General features: G+C 66.7%; 17 protein-coding genes. 3 read left to right on the forward strand and 14 right to left on the reverse strand.

The features are described 5' to 3' along the window. Window positions 1-339 precede the first annotated feature (339 nt). The gene (locus ACN263_RS21840) at window positions 340-885 is read left to right on the forward strand and encodes a hypothetical protein (RefSeq protein ID WP_422736216.1); all 546 of its coding nucleotides are present in this window, start codon (window positions 340-342) and stop codon (window positions 883-885) included. Between the two features lie 240 nt (window positions 886-1,125). On the opposite strand, the gene ACN263_RS21845 is transcribed toward ACN263_RS21840, so the two are convergent. The 10 genes from ACN263_RS21845 to ACN263_RS21890 all read right to left on the reverse strand — a co-directional run bounded on the left by ACN263_RS21845 (window position 1,126) and on the right by ACN263_RS21890 (window position 11,264). Then, window positions 1,126-1,791, reverse strand: a complete 666-nt coding sequence (locus tag ACN263_RS21845) for a hypothetical protein (protein WP_422736217.1) — start codon at window positions 1,789-1,791, stop codon at window positions 1,126-1,128. Between the two features lie 1,509 nt (window positions 1,792-3,300). Continuing rightward, window positions 3,301-4,743 carry a hypothetical protein gene (locus ACN263_RS21850; RefSeq protein WP_422736218.1) on the reverse strand — a complete coding sequence of 481 codons (1,443 nt, stop codon included), beginning with the start codon at window positions 4,741-4,743 and terminating at the stop codon, window positions 3,301-3,303. 226 nt (window positions 4,744-4,969) lie between these two features. Further along, entirely contained in the window at window positions 4,970-6,157 is a 1,188-nt protein-coding gene (locus ACN263_RS21855) for a tyrosine-type recombinase/integrase (RefSeq protein ID WP_422736219.1), read from the reverse strand. After that, a complete protein-coding gene (locus tag ACN263_RS21860; RefSeq protein ID WP_422736220.1) occupies window positions 6,157-6,339 on the reverse strand; it encodes a helix-turn-helix domain-containing protein in 183 nt (60 codons plus the stop codon). The genes ACN263_RS21855 and ACN263_RS21860 overlap by 1 nt, the downstream gene beginning before the upstream one ends. Next, window positions 6,339-8,087 carry a replication initiator gene (locus tag ACN263_RS21865; protein ID WP_422736221.1) on the reverse strand — a complete coding sequence of 583 codons (1,749 nt, stop codon included), beginning with the start codon at window positions 8,085-8,087 and terminating at the stop codon, window positions 6,339-6,341. The genes ACN263_RS21860 and ACN263_RS21865 overlap by 1 nt, the downstream gene beginning before the upstream one ends. After that, window positions 8,084-8,623 (reverse strand): DUF2637 domain-containing protein, encoded by a 540-nt coding sequence (locus ACN263_RS21870; RefSeq protein ID WP_422736222.1) that lies wholly within the window; start codon window positions 8,621-8,623, stop codon window positions 8,084-8,086. The genes ACN263_RS21865 and ACN263_RS21870 overlap by 4 nt, the downstream gene beginning before the upstream one ends. Continuing rightward, complete coding sequence (locus ACN263_RS21875; protein ID WP_422736223.1) at window positions 8,620-8,811, reverse strand: hypothetical protein; 192 nt, start codon at window positions 8,809-8,811, stop codon at window positions 8,620-8,622. Before ACN263_RS21875 ends, ACN263_RS21870 begins: the two co-directional genes overlap by 4 nt. Window positions 8,812-8,816: 5 nt before the next feature. Further along, window positions 8,817-9,071 (reverse strand): hypothetical protein, encoded by a 255-nt coding sequence (locus tag ACN263_RS21880; RefSeq protein ID WP_422736224.1) that lies wholly within the window; start codon window positions 9,069-9,071, stop codon window positions 8,817-8,819. Continuing rightward, window positions 9,068-10,660 (reverse strand): cell division protein FtsK, encoded by a 1,593-nt coding sequence (locus tag ACN263_RS21885; protein ID WP_422736225.1) that lies wholly within the window; start codon window positions 10,658-10,660, stop codon window positions 9,068-9,070. Before ACN263_RS21885 ends, ACN263_RS21880 begins: the two co-directional genes overlap by 4 nt. Window positions 10,661-10,868: 208 nt before the next feature. Next, complete coding sequence (locus tag ACN263_RS21890; RefSeq protein WP_422736226.1) at window positions 10,869-11,264, reverse strand: transcriptional regulator; 396 nt, start codon at window positions 11,262-11,264, stop codon at window positions 10,869-10,871. A 924-nt stretch (window positions 11,265-12,188) separates the two neighbouring features. Here ACN263_RS21890 and ACN263_RS21895 point away from each other — a divergent pair. After that, window positions 12,189-12,632, forward strand: a complete 444-nt coding sequence (locus ACN263_RS21895; protein WP_422736227.1) for a hypothetical protein — start codon at window positions 12,189-12,191, stop codon at window positions 12,630-12,632. On the opposite strand, the gene ACN263_RS21900 is transcribed toward ACN263_RS21895, so the two are convergent. The 4 genes from ACN263_RS21900 to ACN263_RS21915 all read right to left on the reverse strand — a co-directional run bounded on the left by ACN263_RS21900 (window position 12,616) and on the right by ACN263_RS21915 (window position 15,001). Beyond that, window positions 12,616-13,392 (reverse strand): glycosyltransferase family 2 protein, encoded by a 777-nt coding sequence (locus ACN263_RS21900; RefSeq protein ID WP_422736228.1) that lies wholly within the window; start codon window positions 13,390-13,392, stop codon window positions 12,616-12,618. The genes ACN263_RS21895 and ACN263_RS21900 overlap by 17 nt on opposite strands. Further along, entirely contained in the window at window positions 13,380-14,261 is an 882-nt protein-coding gene (locus ACN263_RS21905) for a GntR family transcriptional regulator (protein WP_422736229.1), read from the reverse strand. The genes ACN263_RS21900 and ACN263_RS21905 overlap by 13 nt, the downstream gene beginning before the upstream one ends. A 73-nt stretch (window positions 14,262-14,334) precedes the next feature. After that, the gene (locus ACN263_RS21910) at window positions 14,335-14,679 is read right to left on the reverse strand and encodes a hypothetical protein (protein ID WP_422736230.1); all 345 of its coding nucleotides are present in this window, start codon (window positions 14,677-14,679) and stop codon (window positions 14,335-14,337) included. Beyond that, entirely contained in the window at window positions 14,672-15,001 is a 330-nt protein-coding gene (locus ACN263_RS21915) for a hypothetical protein (RefSeq protein WP_422736231.1), read from the reverse strand. Before ACN263_RS21915 ends, ACN263_RS21910 begins: the two co-directional genes overlap by 8 nt. A 547-nt stretch (window positions 15,002-15,548) precedes the next feature. Here ACN263_RS21915 and ACN263_RS21920 point away from each other — a divergent pair. Then, window positions 15,549-15,971 carry a GntR family transcriptional regulator gene (locus tag ACN263_RS21920; RefSeq protein WP_422736232.1) on the forward strand — a complete coding sequence of 141 codons (423 nt, stop codon included), beginning with the start codon at window positions 15,549-15,551 and terminating at the stop codon, window positions 15,969-15,971. Window positions 15,972-16,059 lie beyond the last annotated feature (88 nt).

Here is a 16,059-nt window from a genome sequence, read left to right on the forward strand (position 1 = left end):
ACTTGCCAGGGCCGCCCGGCTGTTTGCCTGACCGCGAGCAGAACTGACATGCCCATCCGAAGCTGAACCCGAAGAGATCGCCCGCCTGCGCCGCTTAACCAACCAGTACGTCGCCGCCACAAATTGGGCGGGTACGTGGAGCGGGCGTGGCAGCTCCACGATGGGCACCTCAACGCTTTCAACATGTTCTTGGAAGGGAAGTACGACCCGGCGACGGAGAAGGGCCAACCTCGCGTCCCCTGACCGGCCACACCCGCAGTCACCAACCCGACAGACCGTCCCCTCACCGTGCCCGCGCCGGCCAGCATCAACGGTCGATCGCAACGTGGGGAGCACACCTTGACCGACCAACATCCGCAGCAGCCGGCCCAGCCGTACACGCAGGCCCCGCCCATTTACCCGGCGCCGCAGCAGTGGCCCAGCCCGCCCGCCGACACGCACGGCCGCCCCGGGCAGGAGGCGCCCCAGCCGGCCAGGTCGAGCCGCACACCGCTGATCATCGCCGGGGCCGCGTTCATCGCCGTGCTCATCCTCGGCGTTGGCGGGTGGGCCGTGTACGACCGGTTCATCAAAGAGGACTCGGGGATCGCCGCCTGCAAGGCGATGGCCGCCGACAAGAAGATCGACGGCAGCCCCAAAACGTCCGGCGAAGACGACAAGATGACCGAGGCCGAGTACCGGGAAGCCCGCAAGATTTTCGAGGACTCCCGGTACGAGAAGATTCGCGAACATGGGACGGCGTTGATGGACATCGCCTGGCAGGTGGATCAGATGCCGGACGGTGAGAACGGCGGGGCTTTGGCGTTGCTGGGACCGATGGGCACGCACGTATCCGGGTTGCAGACGGCGTGTGCGGACGAGGGTTACATCGTGAAAATGGACTAGTGGCAGGCGCAGGGGAAGCATGGGAGAGCCTCTTCCTCGGCTGGTCGGCCTTCGCAGCGTTAGCGCGGTGTGGCCGGTCGCCTTCGGGTGGCCGGCTTACAACCGGCTGCGAGCTGGTGGGCGACGGACGGGTCGACCTGCACGCCGGATCATGAACGTGAAACTGCCCTGAGCGGGCGCTTCGTTTGCCAGGTGCCCGCTCAGGGCGTCGCCAGGGCGTCAGAGAGGATCACACCGCCCTCACGCCGTCTCAGGTCGAGCCATGGCGGGGTCAACATCCCACCGCAGAACGGCCCCGGACGAGCGTTCACTGGTGATCCTCACCGGGTAGGCGTGACTCGCTGCCCGCTCTCCCCGGTGACGCATCGAATGGTCACCTTCGCCCCAACCGATGCCGAGGACCGGGCAGCCACCGACTTCGACGCGTCCGACGTGTAGCGGATGGTCGGCAGCCAGCCGGCGAAAATCGTCGTAGTTAGTACCTGACTCCACGGAAGGGCCGGCCCACGAATCGAGCGCGACGGCGTCGCCCAGGACCATGCCGCACCGGTCGGCCGGTAGGTCACCCAGCAACCGGCCGGCGCTTTCTCCACCCAGATGAACTTCAAGCATCGTGATGGCCGGCTCGCCGAAGAACGGGGACGGCTGGGTGGCCGCCAGCACGGGGAGTCGACGGTCGGCGTTGACAGGTATGGCGATCGCTTCGAACAGCCATTCCTGAATATGGCCACCACCAGTTGCAGCAACCGCCGCCGCGCGATCCGACAGCCGCTGGCCAATGCTCGGCCAGATGTAGTCGAGGTGCCCCACCGTCGCGAGAACCAGGACACCGGACGGGGCAGCGACTACACCCAGCCCAACGAGTTCCACACGGACGAGTCTGGCTTTCAGGAACAGCGCTGTCACGGGAGCCCTCTGTTCTGGATCAAGGCACCGCGCTTCGCGCGACGAGGGCGGCAAGCCCGGCCGGCGGCAAGCCGCCCCGGCCGCCTACGGCGCGGCGCCGGGGCGGTGAGCCACCGACAGCCGCCGGGACACCGCCCTGCACTACACCAAGCCACGTGCGCCGCAACAGAGCAACAGTCAGGGGAGAGCCGGCTCCGGCTGCACGTGAGGCACCATCACCGCCTGAGCAAACGTCTTCCGGATACTCGCATAGTCGGCCGCCCGCACCGACCAGACCTTCCAATGCCCACTATCAACCATGACGATCTGCAGCTGCGGCAGACCTGCCTTGTCGTAGCGACGAAATCGCCATCGAGGACTTGCACACCCGAGGCGGCCAGCGCGACCATGTCCGACCAGGGAAGCCGCACACCGCCCGGTTCCCTCGACTGCTCCTCGACGGCAAGAGTGCCCTGCGGCCACACAGGCCGAACATCACCGTTGAACTCGACCCAGTACAACCGCCACCGTAGGGTGCCACCCCCCTCGGCAACCGACCCCATGACCTCGTCCAAGCCAACAAGAGTCCCGTCCACCCAGCAAGGCATACGAACGGCTTCCACAGCCTCACGATGCCTCACGGACCGTCCCGCGGCTATCCCGACCAAGGTCAGGACTTGTACGGAAGCCGACGTGGCGGGCCTACATCGAGCTTGGGGCTTCCGTCTGCCGCGCCAGTCCAACCCCGGGACTGGCTTGCCACCGGATCACCGGGTCGCGGCGCCAACTTCACCGCCAGGACGTGAACAGCCCTCCCCCGCTGCCGCTGGCCCCGACCCCAGAACCACTGAGCCGCAGCCCGGAGAGACCCCACGACGGCACAGCCTGACCAACCCGAGGCGAGTCCAACTGGGCGGGCGCTCAGGGCGTCTCCAGGGCGTCAGGGCGTCGTCAGGGCGTCAAACGCCGCCCAATGTTGACCACGAACGACCATCGACACCCGAACATAGAACCAGCTCAGAGCCTTGATCAGGTCTCTGAGCTGATGGGCGACGGACGAGTCGACCTGTACGCCGGATTGAGATCATCGCACCCCCGCTGACCAGGGGCGGAGCCTAGCGAAGGCCGCCGTAGGCCGTCGTCAGGCCGTCCGGTGTCATACGCGCGACGGCGCAGCCGACAGGGCCAGAGGCTTGCTACTGGTAGCGCCTGACATTCATGTCCCGCCGGAAGTCCCGGTACCTTCGCGCCGCTGCCCATGGGGGTCCGAACCCCACAGCGGCGCACCCACGAGGATTCGGCCACAGGCCCACGCAAGCTTCACCGATCCTTGTCAAGAACGACGTCGCTGTAGATCTCCCCGAACCACCCGCTATCAGGCACATCGCCAAACGCGTATCCCTCGCTTCAACGGCTGGCCCGGCGCTTCCGCGCGACTCCTGAATAAAGCCTTGATCAACGGCGATCTTCATCGCCTTCACCGAATTCGACGGCGGGCATCGCGCGTAGGTCGCTCACCGCCGACCACCTCTAAGCACGCTTTCCAGGGGCATCTTCTTCATCTTTACCCAATTGGGCGATTAAATTCGAATCTTGCGGGGGCGGCACCGCCGCCGAGGCAGCCTGTTGCGACTTAGACCTAAGCCTCGAAGCTATCTGATTCAATCTTTGCAGGGCTGCTTCCCGTAGAATTTCTTTTATTTTTCTTCTAATTTCTGGCGTTCGCTCAATCCGAGGTCGCTCCAGGGGAATAAAAAGCTCGTCACCGTAAAGCTTCTCTCGCGTCACGCCTACCAGATTTTGCAATACGCAGGCGTATAACAACTGACTCGCACGTCGCGTGCGTTCCGCTCCAGCGGCATGAATCATCCCGCCCGCCCCGACTGCGGCGACGACTAGAATTAGTCCCGCAGCGGGTGTCACACGAAAGCCGAGGAAGTCATACGTGGTTAAAACCGCTGCAATCGAGAAGGCCATCAGGGGCCAGGCTACACCCTTACGGAACTCACCCTCCGACCTAACACGATCAATTTCATTATGAAGATCCTTGTAGTTTACTCGCAACACTACCTCTGCCTGCTCCATGCGCGCGCGGAGCCGGTCCCGCAGGGCCTTCAAATTGAATACGGCAGCCGCAAATTCAACCCGCGCCACCGAATCTTCTTTCAACTTCTGAGCGATGGCCGCACGCGCCACCTTCGCAATGCTGTCATCACGGCGAATATAGAAACTCAGTAAAGATATGTCGTCGGCTTTCGCAATTCTCGGTTTCTGATCTTCAGTCGCGAATGGATACACCTCCCGACTACTAAGGTATACCGCCTCGGCAGCCTTACTCAATGTTTCCGAAGTCATCACCTTGAGGGCATTGTCAAGAATTCCTGGATTCTCTCCGAACGCCGACTCAAGATCAATCTTGAGCAGTTCTCGAAAATTTCCATAGTCGGGCTCGGCAATTTCTCGCACTTGTCGAAAGAAAGCGGCTATGCGGCCACCAACGGACTCGATAGACTGCAAAGCCGTGTCTTCGAGCACCTTCCGATACGGCTCATCTAAAAGCTTGCGTCGCATTCTGGACGCAGCTAAGGCGACGTATATTGCGAACGCTGCAAGGATGAAAAAAATCAGCGTAAACGCCGCCGCGGTGCTACGAAGAGCGGCGAATACTAGTGCTACATTTAGGAGCACTAGGGCGACCATGACTAGTCCCCAGAAAATCCTGCTAAACATCTCCAGCAAGACGCCCAACAAGTAGATCAAAAAGATGCCAAAAACAAGCAGGAGTTGATCAGGAAGGGCTTGGAGCGGCTCCATAACAGGCTTGATATGCGAGTTGCGCCAGTCCTGTTCCGGGATCAGGAAGAAGATCAACCAAAAAGTGCCTGACCAGAGCAGCCCAACCGAGAACGGCGTACGCGTGTCGCGCAGGCCCGGGACCACTTGCGACAGAATGTTCATATCTTTCCGATTCATCGATACAAAGTGCGGCCGATGCAATTTGGCGGTCTAGAACCCTAGCCCTAAGTCAGGGATTGCCAACTTCCTAGTCAGATTACCGACAAGATAGTGGGCTCAACGACGCAGCACAGCTCTTGGACCTCCGGCCGTTCAATCAAACGAGTCGCATAGCCGACACTCCAACCAGGGCAGTCACTGGTATGGGCGATTCATGTTCGACGGCGCAGCCAAGCTCGATAGTTTATTCGAAGAGCGCATCTATCGCATTCCGGGTGCGCTCTTCGCTAGCCGGCATTAGGTGCGTATACACACGCAGCGTGAAGCCGGGGTCGGCGTGACCGAGGTACGACGCGAGGGCCTTGATACTCTCCCCCGCGTCGAGCAACGCCGAGGCGTAGAAGTGGCGTAGCGCGTGCATCCCGGTGGCACGGGTCGGCGTGATGCCAGCCGCCACGACAGCGGGTCGCCAGCTCTTGTTGTCGAAGGTGCGCCGGTTGATCGCACCCCGCCGGGTGGTGGTGAACAGCAACGGCACCGTGACCCGATCGTCGGTGGCCGGGTCCTCCCAAGGCAGGGTTAGCAACAGCGGCGCGAAGTCGTCAACGTGCTGCCGCAGCACACGGGCGACGGAGTCGGGCAGCGGAATCCGGCGGTCCCGGTCGTTCTTGGGCAGCCCGAAGACGAGCCGAGAGCGGACGAGCTTCACCTGACGGCAGACGTGCACCCAGCCCGCGTCGAAGTCGATGTCATCGGCCCCAAGACCGAGGATTTCCCCTTGCCGCAGCCCGCAGCCGGCCCCCAGATCGACCATAGGGCGATACCGCTGAGCGAGGCCACCGCGGATTGCCGAAACCTGGTCGTACCGCCAGGGCACCACCCGACGCTGGACCGGTCGCGGTGGCTTGACCGACTTTGCCGAACACGGGTTTTTGGCGATCCGCTCGTCGTCGACGGCCGCGCCGAGGATGGTCCGCAGGTGGGCGAAGACGACGGCCCGGGTCGCCGGAGCCAGCTTGCCGACCATGCCGGCGTCCCACTCCCGGATATGGCCCGGCTTGATGGAGGCCAGTTGCCGAGAGCCGAAGAACGGCAGCAGGTGCTTCCGTACCCGGAACTCTGTGCTCTCGCGGGTCGATTCGTCGAAGGAGCGCGTACGCAACCAGTTCTCGGCGTACTCGGCGAAGGTCATCCGACCGGCGGACGGGTCGACGTAGGAGCCCCGGAGCTTGTCCGTCTCGGTGGAGACGAGGAACGCGTCAGCCTCGCGCTTCGCCCGGTCGGGGAAGGACTGGCTACGCTCGCGGCCGTCCGGGCCGATGTACCGCACCCGGTAGCGCATTCCCTTGCCGAACAGATCCGACTTGATCCGCTCCTTCCGGCCACCTTCGTGCCGGATCACCTTGTACCAGCGGTCCTCTACGTGCCCCATCAGGCCGCCGCCTGCTCACGTACCCATGACCGGACCGTCTCCGGTTCGTACCGCAGGTGTCGGCCGACCCGCGCCGCCGGCGGACCGTACTTGACCTTTCGCCAGCGGTACAGCGTCTCGGTCGGCACCCGCAGGTACGCCGCCACGTCCGCGACCGTCCAGAGTCCATCGTTCGTCGCCATCAAAGCCTCTCCCCCGTTGTGCCGTCCGTTCCTGTTCTCGGTTCGGCGGCGGGAAGCTGCGCGGCCCGGTCCTTCGCGGCGAGGAGTTCGGAGCGCCAGCGGGCGCGTTCGCTGATCGACCGCAGCAGCCGGTGGGCCATGGCCGGCACGTCAGGGTCGTCGGGTCGGGCGAGTTCCCAGGCGTGCCGGACCGGTTCGACGGTCGCGCCCTGGTCGTCGACGCCATCCAGGCCGACGCTCACGCCGAGCAGAGCCCGCACCCAGGCCCGCACGTCGTGCTTGTGGTCCGAGAGCGTCTTGCCGGACCAGTCGCGGGAGATGAGGATGCGCCGGCCGCCGATGCCGAGGGTGTCCCGCTGGTGGACCTTGCCCTTGCACCGGCCCGGCTTGAGCTTCGCGTTCGACCCCTTTGGCTGGACGCCGTAGAGCAGCCAGTTCGCGCATCGGTCGGTGCATGGGGTCAGTTGGAGTTCCTGCCACAGCCGGTCCAGGTGCGCCCGCTGCCGACCACTGGTGATCTCGTGGACGTCGCCGGTGTGCTTGGTGATGTACTTCGTGACGTACCGGATGGTCCGCTCGGCGTCCTCGGTGCCGGGCATGACCCCACGCGCGTCTACCTGGCAGCCGAAGCGCACGACGTGCACCGGTTCGGCGTCCGGATCCTCGTCGATCGCGTCGAGGGCTTCCGTCCAGGTGGTCAGCGGCGCTCGGGTGTCCGGGTCGACCCACGCCGACGCCTGCTCGTCCCACACCGGGAGCCGGCCGAGGGTGTACCGCTGCACATCCACGCTCGGCCACCACACCTGGTGATAGGTCGCCGCCGCCACGGTCCGCAGCACGTCGCGCGGGATGGTGCCTCGGATGGCGAAGTGGGCGTGTGGGGCGAGGCGGCGTTGCGGCTCGACGCAGCCGGCGTACTGGACGTTCCAGCCCTCGCAGCGGCGCAGGTTCTGCCAAAACCGGTCGAGCAGCCGGGGGAAGTGCACCGCGTCCCAGGCGGCGCGGCGGTAGTCGTACCGGTCGGGGTTGAGCGGGGTGCCGTCCGGGCGGACCGGGCCGTACGAGTCGAGGGTGAGCGTCAGCCACATCGACGGCCGGTAGGTCGAGCCGTCCGGCGCGGTGTAGGTCTTGCCGACCGTGCGGCGCTCGACCTTGCGGCGAGGCAGGTCCGGGGCATCCTGCCGCCGCCGGGTGGAACGCTTGCGGCGCCGGCCGGTGTCCTCGTCGTCCTGGTCCTCGTCGCCGGTCGAGTGCGGCGGCGCGACCCGCCCCCGGAGCCCTTCGGCGGTGATCGCCTCTTCCACCTCGCGGATCGCCTCGTCGAGGTCGGCGACCTGGTCCCACTGGCTCGCCCGGGACGCCTCGTCGCGGGAGAACTCCAGATGCCCGCGCAGAAGGACGAGCGCCTTCTGTTCCTCGGTCGCCGGCTCTGGCGGCGGTAGCGGCTCGTCGTCGCGGTGCCAGCCTTCCCGGATCTGGGCCTGCCGCAGTCGGCGGTTCTTCTTGGCGCACGGCGCGCACTTATCCTCACGGGTCGCTCCACAGGGCAGGTCGATGACCTCGGTCAGCCCGGTCGTGAGATCCGTGCGGCGCATGGCGAGCGGTCGGACACAGACGCCGTACTCGGCGGCGATCTCCTTGAGCACGTCGACCGAGCGAGGCAGCGCCATGCGGGCCGCCCGCGACCCCGGCCGAGGTGCAACCGGGGTCGAGGCGGGTTCAAGGCCGGGCAGGGTCGGAGCGGTCATCGAATGATCCCGACGACGTGCGGCCGATTGGACGGGACGACCGCGCGCGGAGGCACCACCGCCGGAGCGATGGACGGCGTCGGCTCTGCCGAGCGGACCGGTTCGACATCGACGGGTTCCTCGTACTGGTACGCGGAGGGCTGGTCCGGCTCGTCGGCCGGCGGGGTGGCCGGGGCGTTGGACAAGACGACCTTGACCAGTGCGAGGAACGCCAGCGACGGCACCGCGGCCACGGTCCAGCCCCACACCGACGCTTCGGCCTCCGCGACCTGGGCGGCGAGGGACAGCAGCGCGAACGCCACCAGGAGCGACCCGACCAGGCCGACCGGGCGACCGGCACGCCGCCGGGCACGGATCTCCAGCCCGAGGTAGATCGCCATCAGCTCGACCGCTACCGCGTTGGCCCAGCCGATCCAGTCGGGCTGGCCGTGGGCGACGGACAGGTCGTGTACGTGGGTGAAGGCGGCGGCACCGGCCATGGTGCCGATGGCGAGCAGGATCAGCAGGCGTACCGCCGATTCGGTGCCGTTGCTCATCGCCATTCCTCCAGCGGCTTCTCGCGGATGGTCAGGTCGATGCGGATGCGCCAGCCGTTCATGTCGGGCCGGCGGTTGACCATGTGCGCCACGCCGTGCAGGGCGGCGGCGGTCTGGTCGGAGGGGCCGACGAGCCGGATGCGCAGCGGTCGCCGGAGCCGGTCGATGATGCGGGTGAGGGGGTTCACGGCGGTTACCTCCGGGCCGGTCGGATGTCGGTGCGGATGTAGTCGGGTGGGGTGCCGAGCGCGGCGACCGCTTCGGAGAGGCAGCGCCACAGCGCCCATGCCTCGTCGGGGGTCAGGGCCATGCGTCGCCGGCCGGCACCGACCGCCAGATAGACGGGGTACGGGTCGGGCCGCTCCGGGTCGACGCGGACGGAGACGGCGGTGACCGGTTCGGGGGTACGCAGCCGGTAGAAGCGCCGGCCGTTCGTCGTGGCGGTCATCGGGGATCACCGCCGGTGTCCCGGTCGAGCAGGTTGCGCAGGGATTCGGGGAGCAGCGGCCCGGACGGCTTACGGGGCAGCGGGAGCCGGACCGGTTCGGTGGCGGTTTCCCGGCCGACCTGGGCGAGGATGTCCGACGCGTCGACCGGGGCTGGATACTGCCGGGCCATGTCGCGGATGTCGTCGTCGCTGACGTACGAGAACCGGACCCGCATCGGGTCGGGAGTGCCGTCGAGGATGACGTACCCGACGCCCTTCGCCCATCGGGGCATCTGGTCCGCGAGCGCGCCCCGCTTGCGGGCACCGTCGCCAAGAACCATGTCGACCTGCGACGCCTCGGTCAGACCCAGCGCGATCCGGGTCGGGAACAGGTCCCGGAACGGCAGTACGTCCTTGCGCGGGTCCTGCAACGCGGCCACCACCAGGACGCCGACGCCGGCACCCTGAGACAGCAGCAGCCCCAGCGACGACGCGATGCGCTTGCGCAGCTCAACATCTTGCAGGTACGCGGTCAGCGCGGCCATCTCGTCGATGACGACCACGACCAGCGGGTCAGCCTCGGTCGGGGCGTGGACGCGAACCCGGCCGGCAAGGCGGTTCTGCCGCTCCCGCAGCACCTCCACCGCTTCGTCGAGCAGGTCGGCCATGGCCTCGAACGACCTGCCGGCGAACCGGGCGAACATCGGACGGCCGAGAGCGAACTCCATCCCGCCCTTGGGGTCGATCACCCACAGCCGAACGAGGCCGGAGGCGATCCCCCCACCGAGCACCCGGACCAGCGACCACAGCACCGAGCCCTTACCGGACCGGGTCGCCCCGCCCACCAGGACATGCGTGGAAAGGAGGTGCAGCGACCAGGTACGCAGGTCTTCTCGCCGCGCCAGCGGTAGCGCGGTGAAGTCCGGCACCGCCGGCACCGCGAACGGCGGGACCACAGTCCGCAGCGCATCGGTCCGGACCAGCGCCAGGTAGACCAGCGTCGGACGATCCCGGAACCGGACCCGGTCGACGAGCCGCAGCACCCACGCGCCCCGACCGGTCCGGGTCGGAGGGTCGCCGGGACGCTCGGAGTAGACCCGCGCGTGCCGCCGGCCGAACGCGTACGCCAGGTTGGCGCTCACCGCCTGGAACTGCTCCGGTGTCTGCCCCCGGACCATGCGGACGGTCAGCACGTCGAGCGCCTGATCCGAACGCACCCGCAGCAGCTCAGGCAGGACCGGACGATGGTCGTACATCTCGGATAGTCCGCAGAGAGTCACGGCCTCCCGCCACGCCCGCCGGTAGACGAACACCCGCCGCCACGAGCCGAGCAGCGGACCCGCCAGCCAGGCCCACCAGGACGACTCGTCACGCCACCGCCACACCGCCGACGCCGCAGCCGCCAACACGAGCGGCACCACCAGGCCGGGCCAGTCGAACTCGACGTAGAGCCAGCACGCCAGCACCACCGCAGCCGTTGCCACCGGGTGCCGCACGCACCACCAGAGGATTCGCCCGGACCACCTCAGCAGCAGGCCGAGCAGCACCATCCAGAACGGCAGCTTGAGCTTCTTCGACCGGATCACCAGCAGATCCCCGGCCGAGGTCATCAACACCTCACCCCGAGGCCGCCCGATCACTTGGCACCACCGGCCAAGTTGAACCGGGCCTGACACACACCGCACCGGGGCCAGCCACGGCCAGCCCGACACCTACCCTTGGACACGTCTGCACCTCTCTCGACAGAGCAGGGGAAGAGACACCGGGGCGGGGCTGCCGTCCGCCAAGACCTGACAGCCCCGCCCTGACCAGAACCGGCTACGCCGGCGCCTTCTGGTTGACGCCCGCCGGGGCACGCAGCCCGGTCGCCCGCAGCGAGTACGCCATCCGGCCGTTATTCGCCACGTACGGCGTGACGGTCATCCCGTCGAACTCGACCGCCTCGAACAGGCCACCCGTGGGCGGCACCGGCTGGTAGTTGGCCGAGATCTTCACCGTCGTCTCCCGGGACCGCTTGCCAAGCTCAGGGTCGAGATCCATCACCCGGACCTGCCACACCCGCTGGCCGGTCACCTTGTCCTTGGCCGGCGACCGTCGGCCCGTCTTCTCGTCGTAGTCCTCGACCTTGCCCAGAGACTCGGGCACCAGCGCGCACCCAGCCGGGAACACGTCTTCGAACCGCACGGCGAACCGCGTTCCGCCTCGCAGAGCCATCGCTCAACCTCCACTTGTTAGCTTGTCTGCCAAGTGCGTTCCAAGGTAGAAGGCACTTGGCAGACAAGTCAACAGGCACGCGAGCGCGTCTGAGTTGCAGCAGATCGCGGCTGGACCGCCTCGCAGAACACTGGGCGCAGCCAAGCCGCGAACGACGACGGGCGGAGCCTCAAGGTCTATTTCGGATGGCGCTCACGCAGCCAGTGGCCCCGTTGCGCACGAGGCGGTCGAAGAAGTCGAGGAACAAGCCCGTGCACTCAACCAGGAACAGAACTCGCACTTAGTTGCGTAACTTGGTAGATGTAACGTCGGCGTGTTTGGCGACTTGCTAAGGAGGACTGCGTAAGGTGTCTTACGCGGCGAAGCTTTAGTTCTGAACGTTAGACGTTGAACGTTCAGCGCAACGCAATGCAGGAACAACTTGCAACCTGCCTAGCTGCTGCCGGTCGTCGCAGGCCGGCCCGGAGGAAGCCCTCGCGCGACGTGTAGCGACGATAAGCGAGGGCTCCCCCCGAGGAGGGATGGGCCTTTCTAGACGGAGGGCTCATCCCCCTCACCCTGGGCGTCGACCCCGACCGCCACCAGCGTCAACAGTCTGATGATCAGAGCAATCAGCTCGATCAGCGCGCCAACTCCAGTCGTTCGGGGTTTCCGCCGCCGGCTAGGTCCGCACGCTCTGCGGCCCCGGCCTTTTCGGTTTGGCATAACAATGACCTCCAATGAGTCGGCGAGACACCGGTCGCTTACTGCGGGGTAGTAAGCGACCGCTCGCCAGGTTGGTGATCACTGAAGTGCCATCGTCATGCTAGCGGTGCATCCGAAATTGACGGCACCGACTCGCGCGTGAAAGACGATGACTTATGAAGCCGCCGAGGCACCGACTCGGCGCGTGTACCGCGCACGACGGCAGGGAACAGAGATCACATGAACAACAAAGGCCGATCCGTCGACGAGAAGCATTCGCGTCCAGCGCATGTCGATGCCACGACGATCGAAGCGCTCGGCGAGTTGAGCAAAGCGCTGGAGACGATCCACCGCGTGCGCGGTCACCTGTACTCGGCGCATCAACTCGTCGGCGGTGCGGATCTCACGCTTGATCGGGTGGTGGGACTGCTACGTGAGGCTGGACATGACGAGGTGGCCGACCGGGTCGAGCACGAGCTGGTGGGCCGCAACGTCCTCCCGGGACGGTGGACGTTCCAGATCGTCGAAGAGTTCGACGATGGGTACTACGCCGCGTTCCAGGAGATCGAGCGAGATGCGCGGGAGAAGCTAGCCGGCGGTCGACGGCACATCTACGAGGCGGAGATGAAGGAGCGGCGGCGTACCCATGGGATGCCGGGTCACGAGGTTACGCCGCAGGAGTGACCGGCAGCCCGTTCGGGAGCATCGAGGCCAGGGCTTCGGCTCTGGCCTCGATGATCTTCATCCGACCCTCGTACTCGATGGGCTCGCGGTGGGCGGCTTGGCTGGTGACCTGACCCGGCCACTTGCGGTAGAGCAGACCGTGTTCGCGGGTGAAGTAGCCATCGCTGACCGCGCTCGCGGCCAGGAGTAGGCCGGTGTCCTCGGAGGCGGGCAGCGCCATCCAGCCGCCGAGCGCCAGGAGCAGATCCCTGCGGATGCACAGGGTCGCGGGGTGCACCTGGGACCGGTACCCGTTCGCCTGCCAGAAGGCCAGGACGGCACCGCGGGCGATGGTTCCGCCTTCCGGGTCCTTGTCCCAGCCGAGGGTGGACCCGTCCGGCATCAGGTCCAGGACGCGGGAGGTCGTCCAACCGATCTGCGGATGCGCCTCAAAAGCGGCGATGTCCCGGGCAAGGGCACCCGGCGTGAGCTGGTCGTCCGCGTCCAAGACCTTGACGTGTTGACCGGCGACACGGGAAAGAGCGAGGGTACGGGCAACACCTGGCCCGCCGGGACGACCGCCGCCGATGCTGATGCGAGGGTCGTCCGGCAGGACGCCGTTCAGCGCGCCGGTCTGCCCGTCCTCCTGGACGAGCCACTGCCAGTCCCACCCGTCCGGCATCTCCTGCTTGACCAGCGAGTCATACGCGCCGGTCAGATGCTCGATGCTCGGCGCGTGGACGGGCGTGATGACCGAGACGAGCTGCGTCAAGTTTTCCACCGTTGAAGTTTGTGGGAGTAGACCAACTCTGTCCGGTCCCCCGGCATGACCACGTCGGCCACCTCGACGACGCGACCCCCTGTGTCGATCGAGGTCTTGCGCACGGTAAGCACCGAGACGCCCGGGTCGATGTCCAGCAGCTCGGCCTCGTCCGGCGACGGCGGGCGCGCACGGATCTCGTCATCGATCCGGTCCACCTCGATACCGAGGGTGTGAAGCTGGTGCTGCGTGCCGCCCGGCCAGGGCTCCTTGCCCGCGTCGAGCAGGTCCGGGTTCGCCGCCACCAGGTCATAAGGCAGATAGGAGTACGACATGGTCAGCGGCGCGTTCTCATGCCGCGAGGTCGTCCAGTAGACCCGGCGCAGCAACGGCGTACCCGGTTCGACCTGCAAGGCTGCCGCCATGTCCGAATCCGCTTCCACGCGGGCGTACTCGGCGTGAAACTTCAGATCATCGACGGTCAGGCCGGTGTCGTGCTCGGTGGCCCCGGTCTTCAGCCGCTCCGACTCGTCGAGCACTGCCCGGTCCTTCTCCCACTGGTAGCGCTCGGCGTTGCGCCGCCGTACTCGCTGACGGGGTGCCCGTACGTAGGTGCCGCGCCCCTGCTCCGCGCGGACCAGGCCCCATTCCCGGAGCTGCCGGATGGCGTTACGGACGCTCGTGCGCGACAGGCCGGACGAGTCGGCCAACTCTGTCTCACTCGGCATCAGCGTGCCGGGGGCCAGCTCACCGCCCACGATTTTGGCCCGCAACTCTTCCGCGAGTTGCAGGTAACGAGGGCGCCAGTCCCGGCCTTGCACACCGGTCACCGTACCCCCTAGACGTTCCAACGTCTGCCAGGCGGTCCCGCCTGCGGGCCGCTCCGGCACCGGGGGCACGACGGGCACCGGGCGCTTCACGGGCCGGGTACTCGTCGACGGCATCCGACCGTTGGGCCGACGCTCAGAGGTGTTCATGGCACCCTTCCAGAGGCTGCCCCTTGGTCATCATCACCAGGCGGGCGTAGGTCAACTCGTAGATGAGCCGGTCGAGCTGAGTCCGGGAGAGCAAGACCGACTCGGTGGCACCGCTGCGGCTGGCGTCGAGCTTCACGGCCAGGTCGCGGCGGGAGAATCGGTCCGTCAGCAGTTGCACGCTGATCCAGCCGGTCCGCTCCCGGCCGATGGTCCGCAGCAGGCCCCGATGCATCGGGTCGTTCGGGCCGCACCCTCGGCACCAGCTCGGGCAGTCGGCGGGATTCACGGACGGAGTCGATCCGCGCTCGTTCGTGGCCTCGGGTTCAGTCACCGGTGGCCTCCGTGCGGTCGATCGCCTGTGCCGACAGGGAGCACAGTTGCTCGGCCAGTTCGACAGCCTGTGACAGGGAGAGTTCCACCCAGGCGATCCCGCCCCGGCTCGTCACGTGCATAGCGACGAGGGGCACGCGAGCGTCGGAGGCGACGAGGTACGTGACGACCTGGCCGCTCTGCCGGCTGTCGCCGAGGCGGTGCATCGCGCCACGGTGACGACGCTGCATGTGGGCCATCACCGGCGGCACCAGGTGGCCGCATCGCTCCGGCGCGCACCAGGCCGGATGACTGCCTCCGGTCGGCTTGCCCCCGTTGCTCACCGCCCCCACCGCCCACCGTTGCCCCGGTAGATCTGAGCCGGAGTCATCAGCGGCGCACTCCTAAGCAGCGGCAGTTTCCGGGTCGGCGCGTTGGCCCACGCCTGCAACGGCGTCAGGCAGGGGGCACAGCGGCCCGAGGTGGCCGCGTTCCCGCCGGGACTGGACGGCGGACCTGTGCGGGACCTCCAGACCGAGAACCAACGCCGACGATGAGAGCCAGACATCGCACCTCCACGGGTAGGCCGGGACCGGCGGTCAGCCACGGGGTGCGCAGTCGGCCACCGGTCCCGGATGAGGGCACGGCGCACCGTCCGACGCAGACGGGTCGGGTATCGCCGAGCCAACTTGTACGCGCAGCTACCGCAACCGGTCCGACAGGACGCCGCGCGTCACGTGCGACCAGGAGCAGCGCGACACCACCCCTGATACGAGCCGTCATCCTGACCGCACATCCGGAAACGTACCTACAAGTGGATGAGTTGTCTAGACATCGAAACGGGCTCCATGGTTGACACTTGATACGACAAGTGCCAGGTACGGTGGCCAGGTGCCCACCCCGCACTACGGACAGCCCCGTTACCGCGTGATCGCGGATCAGCTTAGGGAACGCATCGAAAGCGGCAGCATCCCACCGGGCGCGCTCCTGCCTACGGAGAGCGCCCTTACCGCTGAGTTCCGTGCGAGTCGGGGCACCATTCGTCAGGCCATAGCGGTCCTACGCAAGGAGGGCTTGGTCACGACCGAACACGGCCGGGGCACCTCCGCGAGTTCGATCATCCACGGGCACGGCGCAGAGCAGACCCACGAATCGGACACCGAGCAACGTGAGATTGCTGCCGATCCGGAGCTCGCAGCACTCTTCGGCGTCGAGACCGGCGCAACCCTGATCGGACAGCAGCGCGTCACTCGCCGCAATGGGATCGTCGAATCGGTCATCAGGAGCTATCGACTAGACGGCACCGCCGAGTAAATCTCCAGGATCCGGATGCCCCTCGGAAACTCGTCGAAGTCCCAGAATCGCCAAATCTGCCTGCCCGCGACGGCAGCGATGGCCGACT

The sequence above is a fragment of the Micromonospora sp. WMMD729 genome (assembly GCF_049315225.1).
In the GTDB taxonomy this organism is placed as follows: Bacteria; Actinomycetota; Actinomycetes; order Mycobacteriales; family Micromonosporaceae; genus Micromonospora.